The 17,446-nt window shown below is 54.7% G+C and carries 16 protein-coding genes and 2 pseudogenes; 17 read left to right on the plus strand and 1 reads right to left on the minus strand.

From position 1 onward, the window contains the following. The 6 genes and pseudogenes from FOI68_RS12645 to FOI68_RS12670 form a co-directional block, all read left to right on the plus strand. Positions 1-192: ATP-binding protein (locus FOI68_RS12645; protein ID WP_185973939.1), on the plus strand; the 192-nt coding region annotated here is incomplete at its 5' end. 532 nt (positions 193-724) lie between these two features. Next, the gene (locus tag FOI68_RS12650; RefSeq protein WP_143863387.1) at positions 725-1,096 is read left to right on the plus strand and encodes an iron chaperone; all 372 of its coding nucleotides are present in this window, start codon (positions 725-727) and stop codon (positions 1,094-1,096) included. 28 nt (positions 1,097-1,124) lie between these two features. Next, positions 1,125-1,349 (plus strand): annotated as a pseudogene (locus FOI68_RS12655) (ATP-binding protein); the annotation flags it as partial. 443 nt (positions 1,350-1,792) lie between these two features. Then, complete coding sequence (locus tag FOI68_RS12660; protein ID WP_143863388.1) at positions 1,793-2,383, plus strand: VanZ family protein; 591 nt, start codon at positions 1,793-1,795, stop codon at positions 2,381-2,383. 122 nt (positions 2,384-2,505) lie between these two features. Further along, positions 2,506-3,154: pseudogene (locus FOI68_RS12665) on the plus strand (IS5 family transposase). A 111-nt stretch (positions 3,155-3,265) separates the two neighbouring features. Then, on the plus strand, positions 3,266-3,622 hold the full coding sequence (locus tag FOI68_RS12670) for a hypothetical protein (RefSeq protein WP_143863389.1): 357 nt from the start codon (positions 3,266-3,268) through the stop codon (positions 3,620-3,622). Between the two features lie 385 nt (positions 3,623-4,007). On the opposite strand, the gene FOI68_RS12675 is transcribed toward FOI68_RS12670, so the two are convergent. After that, positions 4,008-4,601: a hypothetical protein gene (locus FOI68_RS12675; protein WP_143863390.1), complete on the minus strand. Its 594-nt coding sequence runs from the start codon at positions 4,599-4,601 to the stop codon at positions 4,008-4,010. Between the two features lie 200 nt (positions 4,602-4,801). On the opposite strand from FOI68_RS12675, the gene FOI68_RS12680 reads away from it, so the two are divergent. The 11 genes from FOI68_RS12680 (at position 4,802) to FOI68_RS12730 (ending at position 17,320) form a co-directional block, all read left to right on the plus strand. Continuing rightward, positions 4,802-5,995: a helix-turn-helix domain-containing protein gene (locus FOI68_RS12680; protein WP_143863391.1), complete on the plus strand. Its 1,194-nt coding sequence runs from the start codon at positions 4,802-4,804 to the stop codon at positions 5,993-5,995. Between the two features lie 130 nt (positions 5,996-6,125). Continuing rightward, positions 6,126-7,292 (plus strand): ABC transporter substrate-binding protein, encoded by a 1,167-nt coding sequence (locus FOI68_RS12685; protein ID WP_143863392.1) that lies wholly within the window; start codon positions 6,126-6,128, stop codon positions 7,290-7,292. A 111-nt stretch (positions 7,293-7,403) separates the two neighbouring features. After that, positions 7,404-8,285, plus strand: a complete 882-nt coding sequence (locus FOI68_RS12690) for a branched-chain amino acid ABC transporter permease (RefSeq protein ID WP_143863393.1) — start codon at positions 7,404-7,406, stop codon at positions 8,283-8,285. Positions 8,286-8,294: 9 nt separating this feature from the next. Next, complete coding sequence (locus FOI68_RS12695; protein WP_143863394.1) at positions 8,295-9,242, plus strand: branched-chain amino acid ABC transporter permease; 948 nt, start codon at positions 8,295-8,297, stop codon at positions 9,240-9,242. Between the two features lies 1 nt (position 9,243). Further along, complete coding sequence (locus FOI68_RS12700; RefSeq protein ID WP_370512128.1) at positions 9,244-10,020, plus strand: ABC transporter ATP-binding protein; 777 nt, start codon at positions 9,244-9,246, stop codon at positions 10,018-10,020. Further along, a complete protein-coding gene (locus tag FOI68_RS12705) occupies positions 10,007-10,711 on the plus strand; it encodes an ABC transporter ATP-binding protein (protein WP_029100751.1) in 705 nt (234 codons plus the stop codon). The genes FOI68_RS12700 and FOI68_RS12705 overlap by 14 nt, the downstream gene beginning before the upstream one ends. A 34-nt stretch (positions 10,712-10,745) precedes the next feature. Further along, positions 10,746-11,720, plus strand: a complete 975-nt coding sequence (locus tag FOI68_RS12710) for an agmatinase family protein (RefSeq protein ID WP_051967997.1) — start codon at positions 10,746-10,748, stop codon at positions 11,718-11,720. 21 nt (positions 11,721-11,741) lie between these two features. Continuing rightward, positions 11,742-13,406, plus strand: a complete 1,665-nt coding sequence (gene hutU, locus FOI68_RS12715; protein WP_143863395.1) for a urocanate hydratase — start codon at positions 11,742-11,744, stop codon at positions 13,404-13,406. A gap of 94 nt (positions 13,407-13,500) precedes the next feature. Beyond that, positions 13,501-14,787 (plus strand): imidazolonepropionase, encoded by a 1,287-nt coding sequence (gene hutI / locus FOI68_RS12720; protein WP_143863396.1) that lies wholly within the window; start codon positions 13,501-13,503, stop codon positions 14,785-14,787. 235 nt (positions 14,788-15,022) lie between these two features. Beyond that, positions 15,023-16,234 (plus strand): helix-turn-helix domain-containing protein, encoded by a 1,212-nt coding sequence (locus FOI68_RS12725; protein ID WP_143863397.1) that lies wholly within the window; start codon positions 15,023-15,025, stop codon positions 16,232-16,234. A 57-nt stretch (positions 16,235-16,291) separates the two neighbouring features. Further along, the gene (locus FOI68_RS12730; protein WP_185973941.1) at positions 16,292-17,320 is read left to right on the plus strand and encodes an ABC transporter substrate-binding protein; all 1,029 of its coding nucleotides are present in this window, start codon (positions 16,292-16,294) and stop codon (positions 17,318-17,320) included. Positions 17,321-17,446 lie beyond the last annotated feature (126 nt).

A 17,446-nucleotide genomic window follows, 5' to 3' on the forward strand; every position in this document is an offset into this window, starting at 1 on the left:
AGAGGGAGTATTCTGTTGACCAGCAACAAGAGTTTCGGTGAATGGGGGGAACTGATGGGCGATCCGATACTTGCTACGGCTATCCTGGATCGGCTCTTACACCATTCCCACATCGTCAATATTAGGGGGAATAGTTACCGACTTCGTGAGAAGATGAGGACTGGAGCCTACGGCTCCCCCTCTACCACCTAACCAACAAAAAATCGCCGGGTGGGTCAATTCTAAACCGGCGATGGTGGGTCAAAATAAAGTCGGCGTTGACAGTTGATCAGTAAGTGTAAAAAAAAGTCCCGATCCTTTCGTAAAGGTAGGGACTATTTTAGGGCTTGCTGAACGGTTTTCACACTACAAAAATGTTACCAAAACCAGGAATTCTTCCTGGAAGAAGGCGGTTTAACCAGAAGGCAAAAGTGGCATCAGCATAAGCAATGAGGAAAGCATATACAGTATATCCGAATTGAACGAATTGAGGTAACTGGTGTTCGAAGATAATAAAGTCTTCGACTGAAAATAAAGTGTGAAACTGACGGTAATGATAAAGCTAACGGGCAGGTTGGTGGAATAAACTTATCGGATAGGACAGTGGGAATTACGTAAAAAGCGCTCTCCTTATTCAAGAAAAGTGCCCTTGAATGAAATGACTTAACAGGTGGTTTTTATCATTTTTATTGAAATTAACACCTTAGGAACTTCTCTGAACGACATTATTTTAGGAGGCAACTACATGGAGGTTTTTGCAAAATATTTAGCAGGTATCGATAACCCCGACCACCGTGAGCGAACAGAGGAAATTTTGGCGTGGGTTGCGAATACATTCCCGAATTTGGAACCGCAAATCAAGTGGAATACGCCAATGTTTACCGATCACGGCACATTTATCATCGGCTTTTCCACTGCGAAGCATCATTTGAGCGTTTCACCCGAAGAAGTGGGCATTGCGCAGTATGCCGATGACATTGCACAAGCTGGCTACAGCGCTACCAAAGGATTGTTTCGAATTCCGTGGAATGAGCCGGTAAATTACGAATTGCTTGCGAAAATAATTGAATTTAATATTCGGGATAAAGCAGACTGTTCAACTTTTTGGCGGAAATAGAAGACATGGGATAGCCCTCAGAAAGCCTGTGAGGGCTTCTTTCGGATGGACACACATTCCCGAGGGGCTTCACTACCACGCTGAAGAACTGGCCAATTTGCCCTTTCACAAGGCCTTGGATCAGTTCGACTTTCGGTTTCAACCATCCATCGCTGAACGGCGAATCCGGGATCAATCGAGGCACCAGGAGAATCACATCTTCCTCGGTCCGCCTGGCGTGAGGAAAACACATTTGGCCGTTGCACTGGCTATATAGGCTGGTGTTTAGTAAATCTTTGTCGTACTACATGCAGGGAATGGAATTAATTTTTGTCGAAAGACCAATCAAAATGCAGGATTTTTGGAGGAACCATGTCATTGTTTCTATTTTCATGATTATCTTTTTTTATCGTTCCAAAATATTTGTCTCAAAAAAGATTCCTCTTTCTGTACAGAAAGAATTAGGGTGTGTCTGAAAACTCGAAATATGGCATCTTCTTAAGAAGAACACATCAAGAGGAGATTACGCACACGAGTCAGTATCGTTACGAAGTGTCAGACGAACAATGGGAACAAATCGAGTGTTTCTTTCCGCCGTACACATCATGATGTCCTTGTCCACCTGGATCGATTACACTTATCTGGACAAAAAAAATAAGGCAAGTTAAACTGAACAAGGTCGGTTAAACTGACTGAAACCGGATAAGGAGAATCAAAATGTTACTGTTGAGTCCAAAATTTTTTGCTCCCATCATCCTTCTTGCATGTACGATTGCCGCTGTTGCGTCAGTATTTTATTTCATACTACGCAAGCCTAACGTAAAAAAAATGGCACAGTTTTTTCTGATTGTGATGATGGATGCGTTTTATATTATCACAGTTGCCCCTGTGTTTTTTAAATTGAGACGTACGGTCGATGGGGATGTTAGCCCCTTTCATGGTAACTATATACCGTTTAAAACGATCACAGAGTACATAATGACAGGGAACAAAGTTCAGATATTCGGTAATATCCTGATTACTGTTCCGATACTGTTCTTGATCGCACTTTCCTTTCGAAAACTTACCTTCAAAAAAACGTTTCTCATTTCTTTGATTGTGACGCTATCAATTGAACCTATTCAACTCATCATCAATCTGGTGTTAAATTCATCTGCTAACATTATCGACATTGACGATTTAATTTTGAATTTAATTGGCTGCATGATGGGTGCACTCTTGGCTAAATTCATTCTATCTTTCGATGGAAAAGGAAAAATCAAATCTGACCGTGAAGCGGAAATCAGAGCAGTGATGGAAACCAAATAACCGCAAGAGTTGGTCGTAGAGCACGACAAATAGACTGCATCACGCGTGTTGATTAGGGTGTGTCTGAAAACTCGAAATATGGTAACTTCTTAAGAAGAACACATCAAGAGGAGATTACGTACATGAGTCAGTATCGTTACGAAGTGTCAGATGAACAATGGGAACAAATCGAGTGTTTCTTTCCGCCGTACACAACAGGTCGTCCGCCGAAAAGAAGCAATCGTTCCATGTTCAACGTTCAAGCGCTAAACGAAGAAGCAGATTTTGAAAATCTTAGTATTGATTCCACCGTCATTCGAGCTCATCAGCATAGTGCTGGGGCTAAAAAGGGGCTCTAAATCACGAAAATAATCAGCATATCGGCACCAGTCGGGGAGGAAAAACCACGAAGATTCATGCCATTGTGGATGGCTTAGGCAATCCGCTTCTTTTTGAATTAACTAGCGGCAACGTACATGATTCCCGCCCCATCTGTGATATGCTAGAGCATTTCGACATCGCGGGGAGCAATGTGCTTGGAGACAAAGCTTATGGCTCCCAAAACATCAGGGATTACATCACCGATCACGGCGACGCTATACCATTCCTCCAAAGACGAACGCACAACAGCCATGGGATGTAGACTGGTATCTCTATAAAGAACGGCATCTCATTGAATGTTTTTTCAATAAACTTAAGCATTTCCGCAGAATCGCCACTCGATATGACAAGCTAGCGACCTCTTTTTTGGCGTTTATTTATGCTGCTTCCATCTTCAAATTGACTCGATGATTAGTTTTCAGACAGATCCTAAAAGGACATTTATACATTGAACAGGAACTAAATTTACTTCTCAATAAGAATCTAAAATATCCTCAGCATTTGGATAAAAGAATGGACTTTATGACCAAAGTAAGTTTAGTTTTTGCATTAGGAGCAGTGGATGAGTTAGAAAAGATTGTAAACATCAATAAAATAAGAAATAAATATGCACATCAAATTAACTTTGAACTTACGGACGAATATTTCCAGGAAAAGATATATAATGCTTTTAGCCCAACAACACGTCAGACTTTCACAAATTTTCTTTCAAGTTTTAAACACGATGCTGAGAAACTTATTAGAAGGCTGAAGGTTGCTCTCTTCACTGTGTGGTATATGCTAGTTGATAAAACATTAATCCCTGACGAAGTTAAGCAAAAGCTTAGCAAAATAAATGGTGTTACACGAAGCGAAACATTACCCCAAATTAAGGATTAAAAAGTAACCTTGGAATGAGCTGCGAAGCAATGTGGCTTTGGCGTCCCCTAAGTCAGTGCGAAGCGTGTAGCTTGTGGCTTCCCTGCTGGGCGCTAACTGGGCCCCCGCCGAACGCGAGTGCTAGCTTATGTTCGGTGGGAAATGACGGAGCCGGAAACGTGCTTCTCCCCTCAGCACTTTGCCGCACACTGAACCCTTGATTTCAAGGGTTTTCGTTGTTTATAAAGTGATTTTTAGAAAGAGAAACAGGAATGGACCACACTTTGACCACATTAGCTGCTGCCATCGTACGATTCCTGACGAAGAAATCCCTCTTTGTCCCCGGCAGGGAGATACGGCAACGTTACAAGCCACTCGTTTCCCCTGTCCTTGGAACGGAGACAACTTATTCGGCTGGTTTTATGCTTAACAACTTGGGCGTTTCCGGCAGGTACCGGATGACATATGTCTGGCCTACGGTAATATCATCAAAACCGTTGCCCTCATGATTTTCATAGAACGTCCGTCCATCGGAAAAGGTATACTCGTACCCATCTTCGCCATGGTTGTTTTCATAGATGGTAAAATGGGTGATCACGACGCGTTCTTCCACGATATGTCCGGTTACGTAGTGTTTGACATCCATCATATTTTTCGACAGGTCTTTAGTCAGGAACGCTCCCAATCCTACAAAGAACACAAACAACGGGATGGAATACAAGACGGTTTTCTTTGGATCGTAGGCTGTTCGGGTAATCAGTTTGTAGGCGGCGAATCCAGCAAATCCGATGCCAAGCAATATGGAGAAAAGGCCAAACAGATTGCTCAAAATTACGGTGTGAATCACAAACTTGGCAAACTGACCGGATTCCCCGGCGTCTTCCAATGAAATCCACAAGTAAGCCAGGAGAAGGGAAAAACACCAGAAGAGTATGTGCACACCCGCCCTTGCCCATTTGTTCGTTTTAGCCTGTTTGTTCCTTGTGCTTCGCTTCTTCATGGTCCTGACTGCACCGTCCCCATACGCAGTATGTGTGTTTGGGCAGCAACTTCCTTGCATCCATACACAATTGTACGTACTAGATACAGAAAAGTCTCATAATGTAACTCACACGAGAAATGATACGATCGGCGGCTGCGGGTACGGTTCACGGATCATGCCCGAGCCACAACCGCAGTCCGGGGCGAGGAGGGAGCGAAATGAAGCAAGACCCTGCACAGGCGACGTTTTCTCATCTGCTGTTGTCGGGGACGCTGGTGCACGAAGGCAGTTTTCAGGAGATGCAGGAATCGTTCGGCATCTGGGTGCATCCGCAGGTCGTGATGGTGGTCTCGATCGACCGCTATACCGATCTGGTGATCGGCAAGCCGTTCCATTGGCGCATGGAGATCGGCCATCAGGTGGTGGAAGGCGTGTGCGAGGCGGTCACCGAACCGTTTGTCTGGGTGTGGGTGGCCGAGGGCGTTCTCGCGGTCCTGGTGGAACTGGCGCTGGAATCCCCGCAGGAGCCCGGCTTCCGGCAGGTCACCGGCCGGATCGCCCGGCAGATTCAGCAGCGGTGCAAGAAGCGCGGGGTGAACGTATCGATCGGGATCGGCGGCTTTTACGACAACCCCTACATGCTGCACTTTTCCTACGAAGAGGCGAAAGAGTCCATGGTGGACCGGTTTTTTCAAGGCAACGCGCTCATTTTTCACTATGAAAAGAAACAGGGACAGGAAGACGGCTGGCACTCGCCGCTCGCGTCGGCAGAGCGGGCGGAACTGGTCGCCCGCCTTCGGATCGGCGATGAAGAGGGAACCGTCGCGTCTCTGCGGGCGCTGCTCGACAAAATGGCGCAGACGTACCGCCATGACGTGAACATGTTCAAATCGGAAGCGGTCGAACTGGTGATTACGATGTCCCGTCAGGTGCTGGATTCGGGGGCCAATGCGGCCCTCATCCTGTCGGAAAACGCCAGGTTCATTCAGGATCTGTACGTGACCATCCGGTACGACAAGTTCGTGCAGAAGGTATGCCAATACGCCCGCCGCTTGGCAGCGTACATGGAGCCGAACGACCTGACCGCAGTTTCGCCGGTCATTCGCAAGGCCGTCCAATACCTGAAAGAAAACCTTCACCGGAAGATCACGCTGGAAGAAATAGCACAATATTGCTGCGTCAGTGTGTATCACTTGAGCCGCCTGTTCAAGCGGGAGACAGGCATGAGCCCGATCGACTTTCTCAACAGGAAGCGGGTGGAAAAAGCGATGTACTACCTGAAGTCGACGGACTGCACGGTCCAGGAGATCGCGTCTTTTGTCGGCTTTCAGGACGCCAACTACTTTACCCGGACGTTTAAAAAGTACGCGAAGTGTTCCCCCATCGGCTACCGCCGAGCAAAATTGTGCTAACAGTTGACAATATCGCCTAGTGGAGAGGCCCAATCAATCCAGTAGAATACGAGATGACGACATCGCAGAAGAATCAGACAATTCATAGTAGGTGTAGTTGTCAGATAATGATCAAGGGGGTCGCGTGAGCTTGAAAAAAGGTTCGTTGTTGCTGACGGGATTGGTAAGTTTGGCTCTGATTGTAAGCGCTTGCGGAGGGAACGGTTCCGGCAGCGGCGGCACAGGAGGTTCCGGCGGCGGTGGCGACACGATCAAAATCGGCTGGTTCGGCCCGCTGACCGGCCCGACAGCGACGGACGGGACGCACAGCCGTGACGCCGCTTTGCTGGCTGTTGAGCAGTTCAATGCCGCAGGCGGGATTGACGGGAAAAAGGTGGAGCTGGTTGCGGAAGACGACCAGGGCAAGCCGGAAGAAGCGCTCAAAGCGGTGCAAAAGCTGATCAACAGCAACAAGGTGGTGGCGATCGTCGGGGGAGCGTACAGCGGCCCCTCGAAGACGGTAGCGCCCAAGGTACAGGAAGCGAAAGTGCCCATGACAGTCGCGTACGCGGTTCACCCGGAGATTACCAAAGGCGGGGACTACGTAAACCGGATCATCTACACCGGCCCGATCCAGGGAAAAGCAATGGCCGATTACGCCGTCAACGATCTGGGCAAGAAGAAGTTCGCCGTGCTGTACGTGGACATCGACTACGGCAAGTCCATCTTCGGCGCGTTCAAGGAAGAGGCGGGGAAACGGGGGGCGAACATCGTCATCGACCGCCCGTTCAAGATGGGGGACAAGGACTTCAGCTCTCTCTTGACCGCGGTCAAGGCAGCCAACCCGGATGCCCTGTATATCGTCGGGTACTATAACGAAGCGGCCGCGATTGTAAAGCAGGCCAGGGAAGCCGGCATCACCGCCCAACTGCTCGGGGTGGACGGGTTTGATTCGCCCAAGTACCTGGAGCTCGGCAAGGAAAATACGGAAGGTTCGGTCTTCACCACTTCGTTCTACACCGCCGACCAGCGCGAGGTCGTGCAGAAGTTTGTGAAAGCGTGGAAGGAAAAGTATCAGGGCGAACCGGACATGCTTTCCTCGCAAAGCTACGACGCCGCCATGGTGATTCTTGAGGCGCTCAAGAAAGCGGGCCCGGACCGCGAGAAACTGGCGAAAGCGATCAACGAGACGAAAGACTTCGAGGGCACGTCGGGCAAGATCACGTTCGGCCCTGATCACGAGGTGATCAAGCCGGTCATCTTCATGACGGTGAAGGACGGCACGTTCCAGTTTGTCAAATCCAAGGTGTACGACTAACTGATCGTTTCGTGAGGGTTTCGGCTTGGTGTTTTATGCAGGTGAGGATCGCCCGTTGGTCCTCCCTTTTTTCTCTCAGCTTTGACTCTCGGCTTGAAAGGAGTGAGACGGGTGCTGGCACAGCAAATCCTGAACGGAGTGGCGCTCGGCTTTATCTACATTCTGGTGTCCGTGGGGCTGACCATGGTGTACGGGGTGTTGAAACTGCTCCACTTTGCTCACGGCGTCATTTACATGGTCGGCGCGTTTGCGGCGATGATTGCCATCACGTATCTGCACCTGCCGTTTGCCCTTGCCATCCTGTTTGCCATGGCGGCGGCTGCTCTGGCCGGCGTGGCGGTCGAGCGCATTGCCTACCGGCCGCTCAGGGGAGCCCATCCCATCGCCACCTTGATCAGCGGCGTAGGTGTTGCCATTTTCCTCGAAAACCTGTTCCAGGTGATCTTCACCTCCGATACCCAGGCGTTTCCCGAGACGGGTGTCGAGGTGTCCGTCATCCAATTGACGGAATCGGTCACGTTTACCAACGTGAAACTGTTCATCATCCTGGCCGGATTGATCGGGCTGGGACTCTTGTACGCGTTCCTGAAGTGTACCCGGATGGGGATCGCCATCCAGGCGGCCGCTCAGGACATGCGGGCGGCGTCGCTGATGGGTGTAAACGTCAACCGCGTGGTGTCGGTGACGTTCATGATCGGATCGGCGCTGGCCGCTGTCGCGGGTGTGCTGGTCGCGTGGAATTTTAACGCGCTCTTTCCCACGATGGGGGCGATCCCCGGGCTGAAAGCGTTCTGCGTGGTGGTCCTCGGCGGATTGGGGTCCATCCCGGGGACCATCGCCGGCGGCCTGATCCTCGGTATCGTGGAATCGCTTAGCGACGGTTTCATGACCGGGATGGTCGTCGACAAAGATGCGATCGCGTTTGTGATCCTGATTCTGATCTTGCTGGTGCGGCCGTCCGGACTGTTCGGCAAGCACGTGGAGAAAGTGTAGGTGGTCGCGATGGACGATCTCTTCAACCCCTATTACGTCGACATTGTTGTCTTCTGGATGATCTACCTGCTGCTCGGGTTGGGACTGAATCTGATCACGGGCTACGCCGGACAGGTGTCGCTGGGGCACGCCGCGTTCTACGGCATCGGCGCCTACACCTCCGCCATCCTGTCCGTGAAGTACGGGTGGAATGCCTGGCTTTCCATGGCAGCCGCCGTGGTCGTCACCTTCCTCATCAGCGCGCTGTTTGGGCTTCCCAGCCTGCGGGTGCGGGAAGACTTTCTGGCGATCACCACGCTCGGGCTCGGGCTGATCGCCCAGTCCTTCTTCAAGAACGCGGATATCACCGGCGGGGCCTACGGCATTGACTCGATCCCGGCTCCTTCCCTGTTCGGGACACCGTTGAAAAACACCGGGTACCTGCTTTTGGTGACGGTTGTGCTGGTTCTCGCCGTGGTCATCATGAAAAAGATGACCGGGTCGCGCATTGGCCGGGCCTGGATGACAATCCGCGAGGACGAGACGGTGGCGCAGTCGATGGGCATCAACACGACGTATTACAAGGTGCTGGTGTTTGCCATCGGAGGGGCCTACGCGGGAGCGGCCGGAGCGCTGTTTGCTCACAAGGTGTCGTTTATCAGCGGCGAATCATTCGGCTTCACCGTTTCGGCCACGGTGCTGAGCATGGTGGTGCTGGGAGGGCTGGGCAGCATCTTCGGCACCTTCTTCGGGGTTACGCTCTTGTACATGCTGCCTGAGATGTTTCGGCTCTTTGAGTTCGAACTCGTCGATCCGAAGTACCTGGACACCTACAAAATGATGCTGTACGGCATTCTCATGGTGCTGATCATGCGGTACCGGCCGAAAGGGTTGTTCGGCAAAAACGGCACAAAGCTGGTGAACATCCGCCGGTCAGCGGTCAAAACCTTGGACAAAGGCGGTGATCGGGTTGCTTGACATGCAGGGGATCACCAAGCGGTTCGGCGGATTGACGGCGGTGGACAACGTCAGCCTCAAGGTCCGCCAGGGAGAAATTGTCGGGCTCATCGGCCCCAACGGCGCAGGAAAAACCACATTTTTTAACATCCTGACGGGCATTTACAAGCCGGACGCCGGCACGATCGCGTTTGAAGGACGGGAGATTCAGGGGCTGCGTCCCTTTCGCATCGCCCGGTGCGGGATCGCCCGGACTTTTCAAAACATCCGGCTGTTGAAGGAAGAGACGGTGCTGGACAACGTGAAGGTGGGGATGTTCCACAAAACCGGCACCGGGCTCTGGGCGTCGATCCTGGGCCTCCGTTCCGCCCGGGACGAGGAGCGGAGGGTGACGGAAGAAAGCCTGCGCATGCTGGAGACAGTCGGACTCGCGGGCTGCGAGCACGAGCAGGCGGGAAACCTGTCTTACGGCAACCAGCGGCGGGTGGAAATCGCCCGGGCGCTCGTCTCCCGGCCCAAGCTGCTTCTTTTGGATGAGCCGACCGCCGGCATGAACGCCGAGGAAGTGCAGGAGATGACGGCGCTCATCCGCCGTATCCGCGAGCAGGGCACGACCGTCATCCTCATCGAGCACAACGTCTCCATGGTTGTCGGGCTGTGCGACCGCATCGCCGTGCTGGACCACGGGGTGAAGATCGCCGACGACGTGCCGGAGGCGGTCGTCTCCCATCCGGCCGTGATCGAAGCGTACATCGGCAAGGAAGAGGGAGAGGAGGTGGCCAGCGGTGCTGCACATTGACAAGCTGAATGTCTGGTATGGGAGCATTCACGCCGTGCGCGACCTGTCGCTCTCCGTCGAGGAAGGCGAGGTGGTGACGCTGATCGGCTCCAACGGGGCGGGCAAGACCACGACGCTCAACGCAATCTGCGGGGTGCTCCCGGCCAAGGGCTCGATCCGTTACGGCGGGAACGAATTAAATGGAGTTCCCACCCACCGCATCGTGCAGGGAGGGATCGTAATGGTGCCGGAAGGGCGGCGGGTCTTTCCCAAGCTGACCGTCACCGACAACCTCTTGATGGGCGCGTATTCGCGCAAGGCGTCCAAAGCGGAACGGGAGCGGGAGATGGAGACCGTGTTCGGACTGTTTCCCCGCCTGGCCGAGCGCAAAGACCAGCTCGCCGGCACGATGAGCGGGGGCGAACAGCAGATGCTGGCGATTGGCCGGGCGCTGATGGCGAAGCCGCGTCTGCTCATCCTGGATGAGCCGTCCATGGGGCTCGCGCCGATCGTAGTGAAAGACATCTTTCAGACGATCCGGCAGATCAAGCGGCAGGGCATGACGATCCTCCTGGTCGAGCAAAATGCGACAATGGCTCTCTCCGTTGCCGATCGCGGCTACGTCCTGGAGCACGGGGAGATCCGTTTCCACGGAACGGCTGAAGAACTGAAGGAGCAGGGCATCGTGAAAAAAGCGTATCTCGGTGGCTAAAGGCTGGATCGTTGTTATACAAGGAGGGATTTTATTGAAAAAAAGGATTGATTTGTTGAATCCTCCGGAACTGGTCCGCCGGTCCAACTGGCGGGACCGGTATGAGACCAAAGTGTCCCAGTGGCTGACGCCGTGGGACGGGGAGGAACCGGTCGACATCGGGTTTATCGGCGTGCCGCTCTCCAAGACGTCGATCAGCGTGTCGGCGGCGTCCATGACGCCCAATGCGCTGCGGGAACTGTTTCCCACTGTGACGACGTACAGCATCGACTACGACGTCGACCTTCAGGAGCTGCGGGCAGGCGACCTGGGGGACATCCAGATGCATCCCACGGACCTGTACCGCTGCCACGCCAACATCGAGCAGGCGCTGACCAATGTCTACGAATCGCTGCCCGACCTGCTCCCGATCATCGCAGGGGGAGACCACTCCATCACCTGCCCGTCGGTCAAGGCATTTAAAAGGAGGTTTGCCGGAAAGGTGGGCATCGTGCAAATTGACGCGCATATGGATGTACGGAATCTGGAAGACGGCGGACCGACCAACGGCACTCCGATCCGCGGCCTACTGGAATCGGGCACGGTGGAAGGGCAGCACATCGCCCAGGTGGGGATTCACAGCTTTGCCAACTCCAAGCCGTACCAGGAATACGCGGTTTCGCAGGGCATTACCCAGTTTACCGCCCGGCAGGTGGCCCGGGAAGGGATCGAGCCGCTGATTCACAAGGCGATGGAGATCGCCGGCAACGGCACGGACGCCATCTACGTGACGGTGGACATGGATGTGCTGGATCAGGCGTTCGGACCGGGTGTCCCGGCCATGGTGCCGGCTGGCATGACGTCGTGGCAGCTCCTCGACGCTGTGTACCTGCTTGGCCAAAACCCGAAGGTCAAAGGCTTTGACGTGGTCTGCATCGATCCCCTGCAGGACCCGCGCCGGGCGACGGTTCGAACGGCGCTGCACGTGATCCTCACGTTCCTGGCAGGCGTCATGACGAGAAAACACTAAGAGAAAAGGAGAGAGGACCCCATGGCAGAAACCAAGGCGCGCGTCATCCGCGCACCTCGCGGCAACAATCTGAGCGCAAAAGGGTGGCAGCAGGAAGCAGCCCTGCGTATGTTGATGAACAACCTGGACCCGGAAGTGGCGGAGCGTCCTGAAGACCTCGTGGTGTACGGGGGAATCGGGAAAGCGGCGCGCAACTGGGATTGCTTTGACAAGATCGTGGAGTGCCTGACGAACCTGGAGGGGGATGAAACCCTGCTGGTACAGTCGGGGAAACCGGTCGGCATCTTCAGGACACATCCGCTCGCCCCCCGCGTGCTGATCTCCAACTCCGTGCTGGTGCCGGCGTATGCCAACTGGGAAACGTTCCGGGAGTTGGAGCAAAAAGGGCTGATGATGTACGGCCAGATGACCGCCGGAAGCTGGATCTACATCGGCACCCAGGGCATCCTGCAGGGGACGTATGAAACCTTTGCGGAAGCGGCCCGCCAGCACTGCGGCGGCACGCTGAAAGGGACGCTCACACTGACAGCCGGGCTGGGCGGCATGGGGGGAGCTCAGCCGCTTGCCGTTACGATGAATGAAGGGGTGGTGATCGGCGTCGACGTCGATCCGTCCCGCATTCAGCGCCGGATTGACACCCGCTATTGCGACGTGATGGTGTACGACCTAGACGAAGCGCTGAAGCTGGCCCGGGAGGCGCAGGAAAAGGGCAAGCCGCTGTCCATCGGTCTCGTTGGCAATGCTGCCGACATTTATCCGGAATTCGTGCGCCGCGGCATCGTGCCGGACTTCGTCACCGACCAGACGTCCGCGCACGATCCGCTCAACGGGTACGTGCCCCGCGGCTTTACGCTGGAAGAGGCGGCTGAACTGCGCAAGAACGATCCCGACAAGTACGTCCGCCTCTCCCGCGAGTCGATGGCGGTTCACGTGCAGGCGATGCTGGAACTGCAAAAAATGGGAGCTGTCGTGTTCGACTACGGCAACAACATCCGCCAGGTGGCCTACGACGAAGGCGTGACAGACGCGTTCAACTTCCCCGGCTTCGTCCCGGCCTACATCCGTCCACTGTTCTGCGAAGGAAAGGGCCCGTTCCGCTGGGCGGCGCTGTCCGGCGATCCAAAAGACATCTACAAGACGGACGAACTGGTGTTGAAGCTGTTCCCGGAAAACGAGCACCTGCGCCGCTGGATCACCATGGCCCGCGAAAAAGTGGCCTTCCAGGGTCTGCCGGCGCGCATCTGCTGGCTGGGGTACGGCGAGCGGGTCAAAATGGGGCTCGCCATCAACGAGATGGTGCGTACAGGGGAAATTTCCGCGCCGATCGTCATCGGCCGCGACCACCTCGACTGCGGTTCGGTGGCGTCTCCCAACCGGGAAACGGAGAGCATGAAGGACGGCAGCGATGTGGTGGGCGACTGGGCGATCCTCAACGCGCTGGTCAACACGGCGGCAGGTGCAAGCTGGGTGTCGGTGCACCACGGCGGCGGCGTGGGCATGGGCTACTCCCTGCACGCCGGCATGGTGGTGGTGGCCGACGGCTCCACGGAAGCGGAAGAGCGGCTCTCCCGCGTGCTCACCACCGACCCGGGCATGGGGGTCATTCGACACGCCGATGCCGGGTACGACCTGGCGATCCAGACGGCCAAGGAGCGCGGCGTGCGCGTGCCGATGCTGGGCATCTGAACGGTCTGGGGAAATGAAGTGCGGAACAACCGCGAAAAAAAGCGGCATCCCGAGGGAGGTTTTCCTCGGGATGCTTCCCATGAGGAGGGAGAGCATGAAACCGGAACGGATTGATCTGTTGGTACACAACATCGGTGTGCTGGTGACGATGGGCGGCAGGCCGGGACCGCGGCGGGGCCGCGAGATGTCGGATGTCGGCCTCGTGACGGGAGGAGCCGTGGCCATCGCGGACGGCAAAATCGTGGCCGCCGGAGCGGAAGCGGACGTCCGGGCGGAAATCGCCGGGCTGCCCGTCGAGCGAACCCTGGATGCGGAAGGGCGGCTGGTGACGCCGGGGCTGGTCGACCCGCACACCCATCTGGTGCACGGAGGTTCCCGGGAAAACGAACTGGTCTTGAAACAGAAGGGCTTGTCGTATCTGGACATCCTCGCCCAGGGCGGCGGGATTCTCAGCACGGTGCGGGCCACACGGGCTGCGACGGAAGACGAACTGTATGAAAAGGCAAGGAAGAGTCTGGATATCATGATGCTGTACGGGGCGACGACCGTAGAGGCCAAAAGCGGCTACGGGCTGACGCTGGTAGACGAGCTGAAGCAGCTCCGCGTGACCAGGCGGTTGGACGAAACACACCCGATCGACCTGGTGTCGACGTTCATGGGGGCGCACGCCGTGCCGTCGGAGTACAAAGGCCGCTCCGCCGAATACGTCAAACTGGTGATCGAGGAGATGCTGCCGGAAGTGAAGCGGCAGGGGCTGGCCGAGTTTTGCGACGTCTTTTGCGAGCACGAGGTGTTTTCAGTGGACGAGTCGCGAGCGATTCTCGCCGCCGCGAAAGAGCTGGGCTTCGGGTTGAAGCTGCATGCCGACGAAATTGAACCGCTCGGCGGAGCGCAGCTTGCCGCAGAGATGGGCTGCATTTCCGCGGAGCATCTGCTCGCCGCCACCAATGAGGGGCTGAAAGCGATGCGGGATGCGGGCGTGATCGCCGTCTGCCTGCCGGCGACGTCGTTCAACCTGCGCGCCAAGTCCCACGCTCGAGCCCGGGACATGATCGAGGAAGGAGTGCCGGTTGCGCTGTCCACGGACTACAATCCGGGCAGTTCCCCCACGGAATCGCTGCAGCTCGTGATGACCCTGGCCTGCCTGCATTTGGGCATGTCACCGGAGGAAGTGATCACCGCCATGACCATCAACGCAGCCTATGCGATCGGCCGGGGAGACCAGATTGGCAGTCTCGAGCCCGGCAAGCAGGCGGATCTGGTGCTGTTCAACGCGGAAAACCTGGCGTATGTGCCGTACCACTTTGGCATCAACCACGTGGACACGGTGATCAAGAAAGGGCGCGTCGTGGTGGCCGGAGGACGGCTGATGGAAGATTGACGCGCTGCAGCAGTTGTTTCTGTACCTGATCTTCGTCTGGAGCGGGAGCGGGGTTCATAAACTGGGAAAGTTGCTGCTTCGAGGCACGGAATGGTTGTTCCGTGTCTTTTTGCTGCCCAGACATATTGGGATACGATCCATTTTCCATAATGGGATTGACTGGAAGGAACGGCCTGTGCTACCTTTTTATTGATAATGATTATCATTATTGATAATCGGAAGGAGGAGTCGTCTCATGCGTACAGACAAAGGGAAGGTAGCGGACATCAGCTCGTGCAGGCCGAGACGGAATCCAAAAGCGAACCTGGCTAAAATCAGGGAGTACATGGACCAGCACTACAACGAACCTCTTTCAATCAGGCAGCTTGCGCAGATGGCGAATATCAGTCCCAAGTATTTTGTGGATCTCTTCAAAAAGACATATGGACAGAGCGCCATGGATTATTTGACGGATCTGCGCATCAACCGGGCAAAGCGTTATCTGGCTGAATCCGGGGAGCGTTTGCGGGATATCGCCGCAAAGGTTGGATATAGCGACGAGTTTTACTTCAGCCGCAAGTTCAAGAAGGAGGTGGGCGTATCCCCGTCTGATTTCGCGAAACATTTCAAGAAACGAATCGCAGCGTGCTCCTCTTCGGTTACAGGTCATCTTCTTGCGCTGAATGTGGTGCCGATTGCAGCGCCTCTGGATCCCAAGTGGACCCCCTATTACTACAACGCCTACCGCACGCAGATAAAGTCTCATCTAACGCTTACCGATCCGTACACGAGCTGGCAGTTCGAAGCGAATCTGGACAAGGTCGTCCGGATACGTCCCGACGCCATTGTCGGAACCGACCAACTGCGCCCCGCCGAGAAAACAAAATTGATGGACATGGCGGCTTCGTTCTTTGTTCCGACGGAGAACGTGGGGTGGAGAGACCAGCTCCGAATGATTGCCCGCTTTTTGGACAGGGAGGATCAGGCGGAGTTGTGGATCCAACGATATGAACAGAGGGTTCAGTCGGCCCGGGAGCAGATTGATGCGGAGCTGGGACATGACAGCATCCTGGTGCTGCGCATCTACGGCCACGCTATCCATGCCTACTGGAACCGCGGGCTGGAGGACGTGCTTCACCGGGATCTGAAGCTCAAGGCAGTGTTTCGGCCAGAACCGTCCGAAAACGTGCAGCTTACGCTGGAGCAGGTGGCAGAACTAAACCCTGACCGGATTTTGCTGGTGGTGTGCCCCGAGGCATCGTCCCGGGCTTACTGGCTGGCGCTGCAGCATACAGCAGCCTGGCGTCAATTGAAAGCAGTCAGAAACATGCATGTGTACCTGATCTCTTCTGATCCGTGGTTTGAATATTCGGCAGTGGCCATTCTCCGGATGTTGGATGAAGCCCTGCTCCTGTTTACGGGATATTGTCCAAACGTTCTTCTGGATAGAACCCATGGTGACGCTTGAGCAGCATGATCTATAATCGTCCTCAGTGAGAATGATTTTCACAAAAGGAGGAACACCATGCTTCATCTGGCCAATCGGTTTGGCGCTGTCTTTCGATTCCATCTTTCCGTATGGCTGTGCCTGGTGCTGGCAGGAAGTTTGCTGGCCGGCTGCGGCTCCAATCAAGAACTCAGTGTGGAGTCGTCCGAACAGCCACGATCGCTGTCTACTGCCGCCGACGTTTCCGCATCGGGGGCGAACACTCCCGTACCGTCAGGTGAACGGACGGTCAAGGACGAACTTGGCCATGAGGTCACCGTGCCAGCGGAGCCCAAGCGGATTTTTGCCCCTTATCTCGAGGATTCTCTGCTCAAGCTGGGCATAAAGCCGGTGGCTCAATGGTCCAATGGCAATATGGAACACGAATATCTGAAAGAGGACTTGAAGGATGTGCCGAAGCTTGACTTCTCGGGGGGACTGCCGTCGCCGGAGGTGGTCATGTCCTACAATCCGGATCTGATCATCCTGCACACCGCGACGTATGCCGCGAATGGCACCTATGAAAAGTATGCCAAGATCGCGCCGACCTACGTGTTTCAGAATGCTTCCGGCGATATGGAGAAGTCGCTCGGCACGCTGGGAGAGTTGCTCGGCAAATCTGCCGAAGCCGATCAAGCGCTGCAGGCGTACCGGCAGAAAGTGAATGAGGCAAAAGAAAAGCTGGATCAGGCGGTTGGAGGAAAAAAGGTCGCGATTATGCGCTTCGCCGCCAAAGGCGTCAGCCTGATGGGGGGGAATTATCTGTGCGGGTATGTTGTGCACCAGCAGTTGGGAGTCGGAAGGTCCAAGCTGGTGGAGAGAGAGAACAGTGCGAATGTGACGATGGAAACACTATCGACCCTTGACGCTGACTACATTTTTGTAATCAATGCGTATGGCCAAGGGACGCAGCGCATGAAGGAGATGACGGAAAGTTCCATCTGGAAGAGCATTCCTGCCGTGAAGCAGGGGCACGTGTACGAGGTGAACGACGAGTACTGGCTTGGCAGCGGTCTGATCGCCTATGAGAAGATTATTGACGATACGGTCAAACTGCTGGTCAAATAAGCGGAAACAAACGGATGTCTGATCGTCTCCCTTTGGGGCAAACAAGAGAAACGACATCGATACGATGGTTCCACCTTGCAGCCTGGAAGGGAGCTTTTGTACGCCGCATGATTGTAAATGTAAGCA

This window comes from Brevibacillus sp. LEMMJ03 (assembly GCF_007197875.1).
In the GTDB taxonomy this organism is placed as follows: domain Bacteria; phylum Bacillota; class Bacilli; order Brevibacillales; family Brevibacillaceae; genus Brevibacillus; species Brevibacillus thermoruber.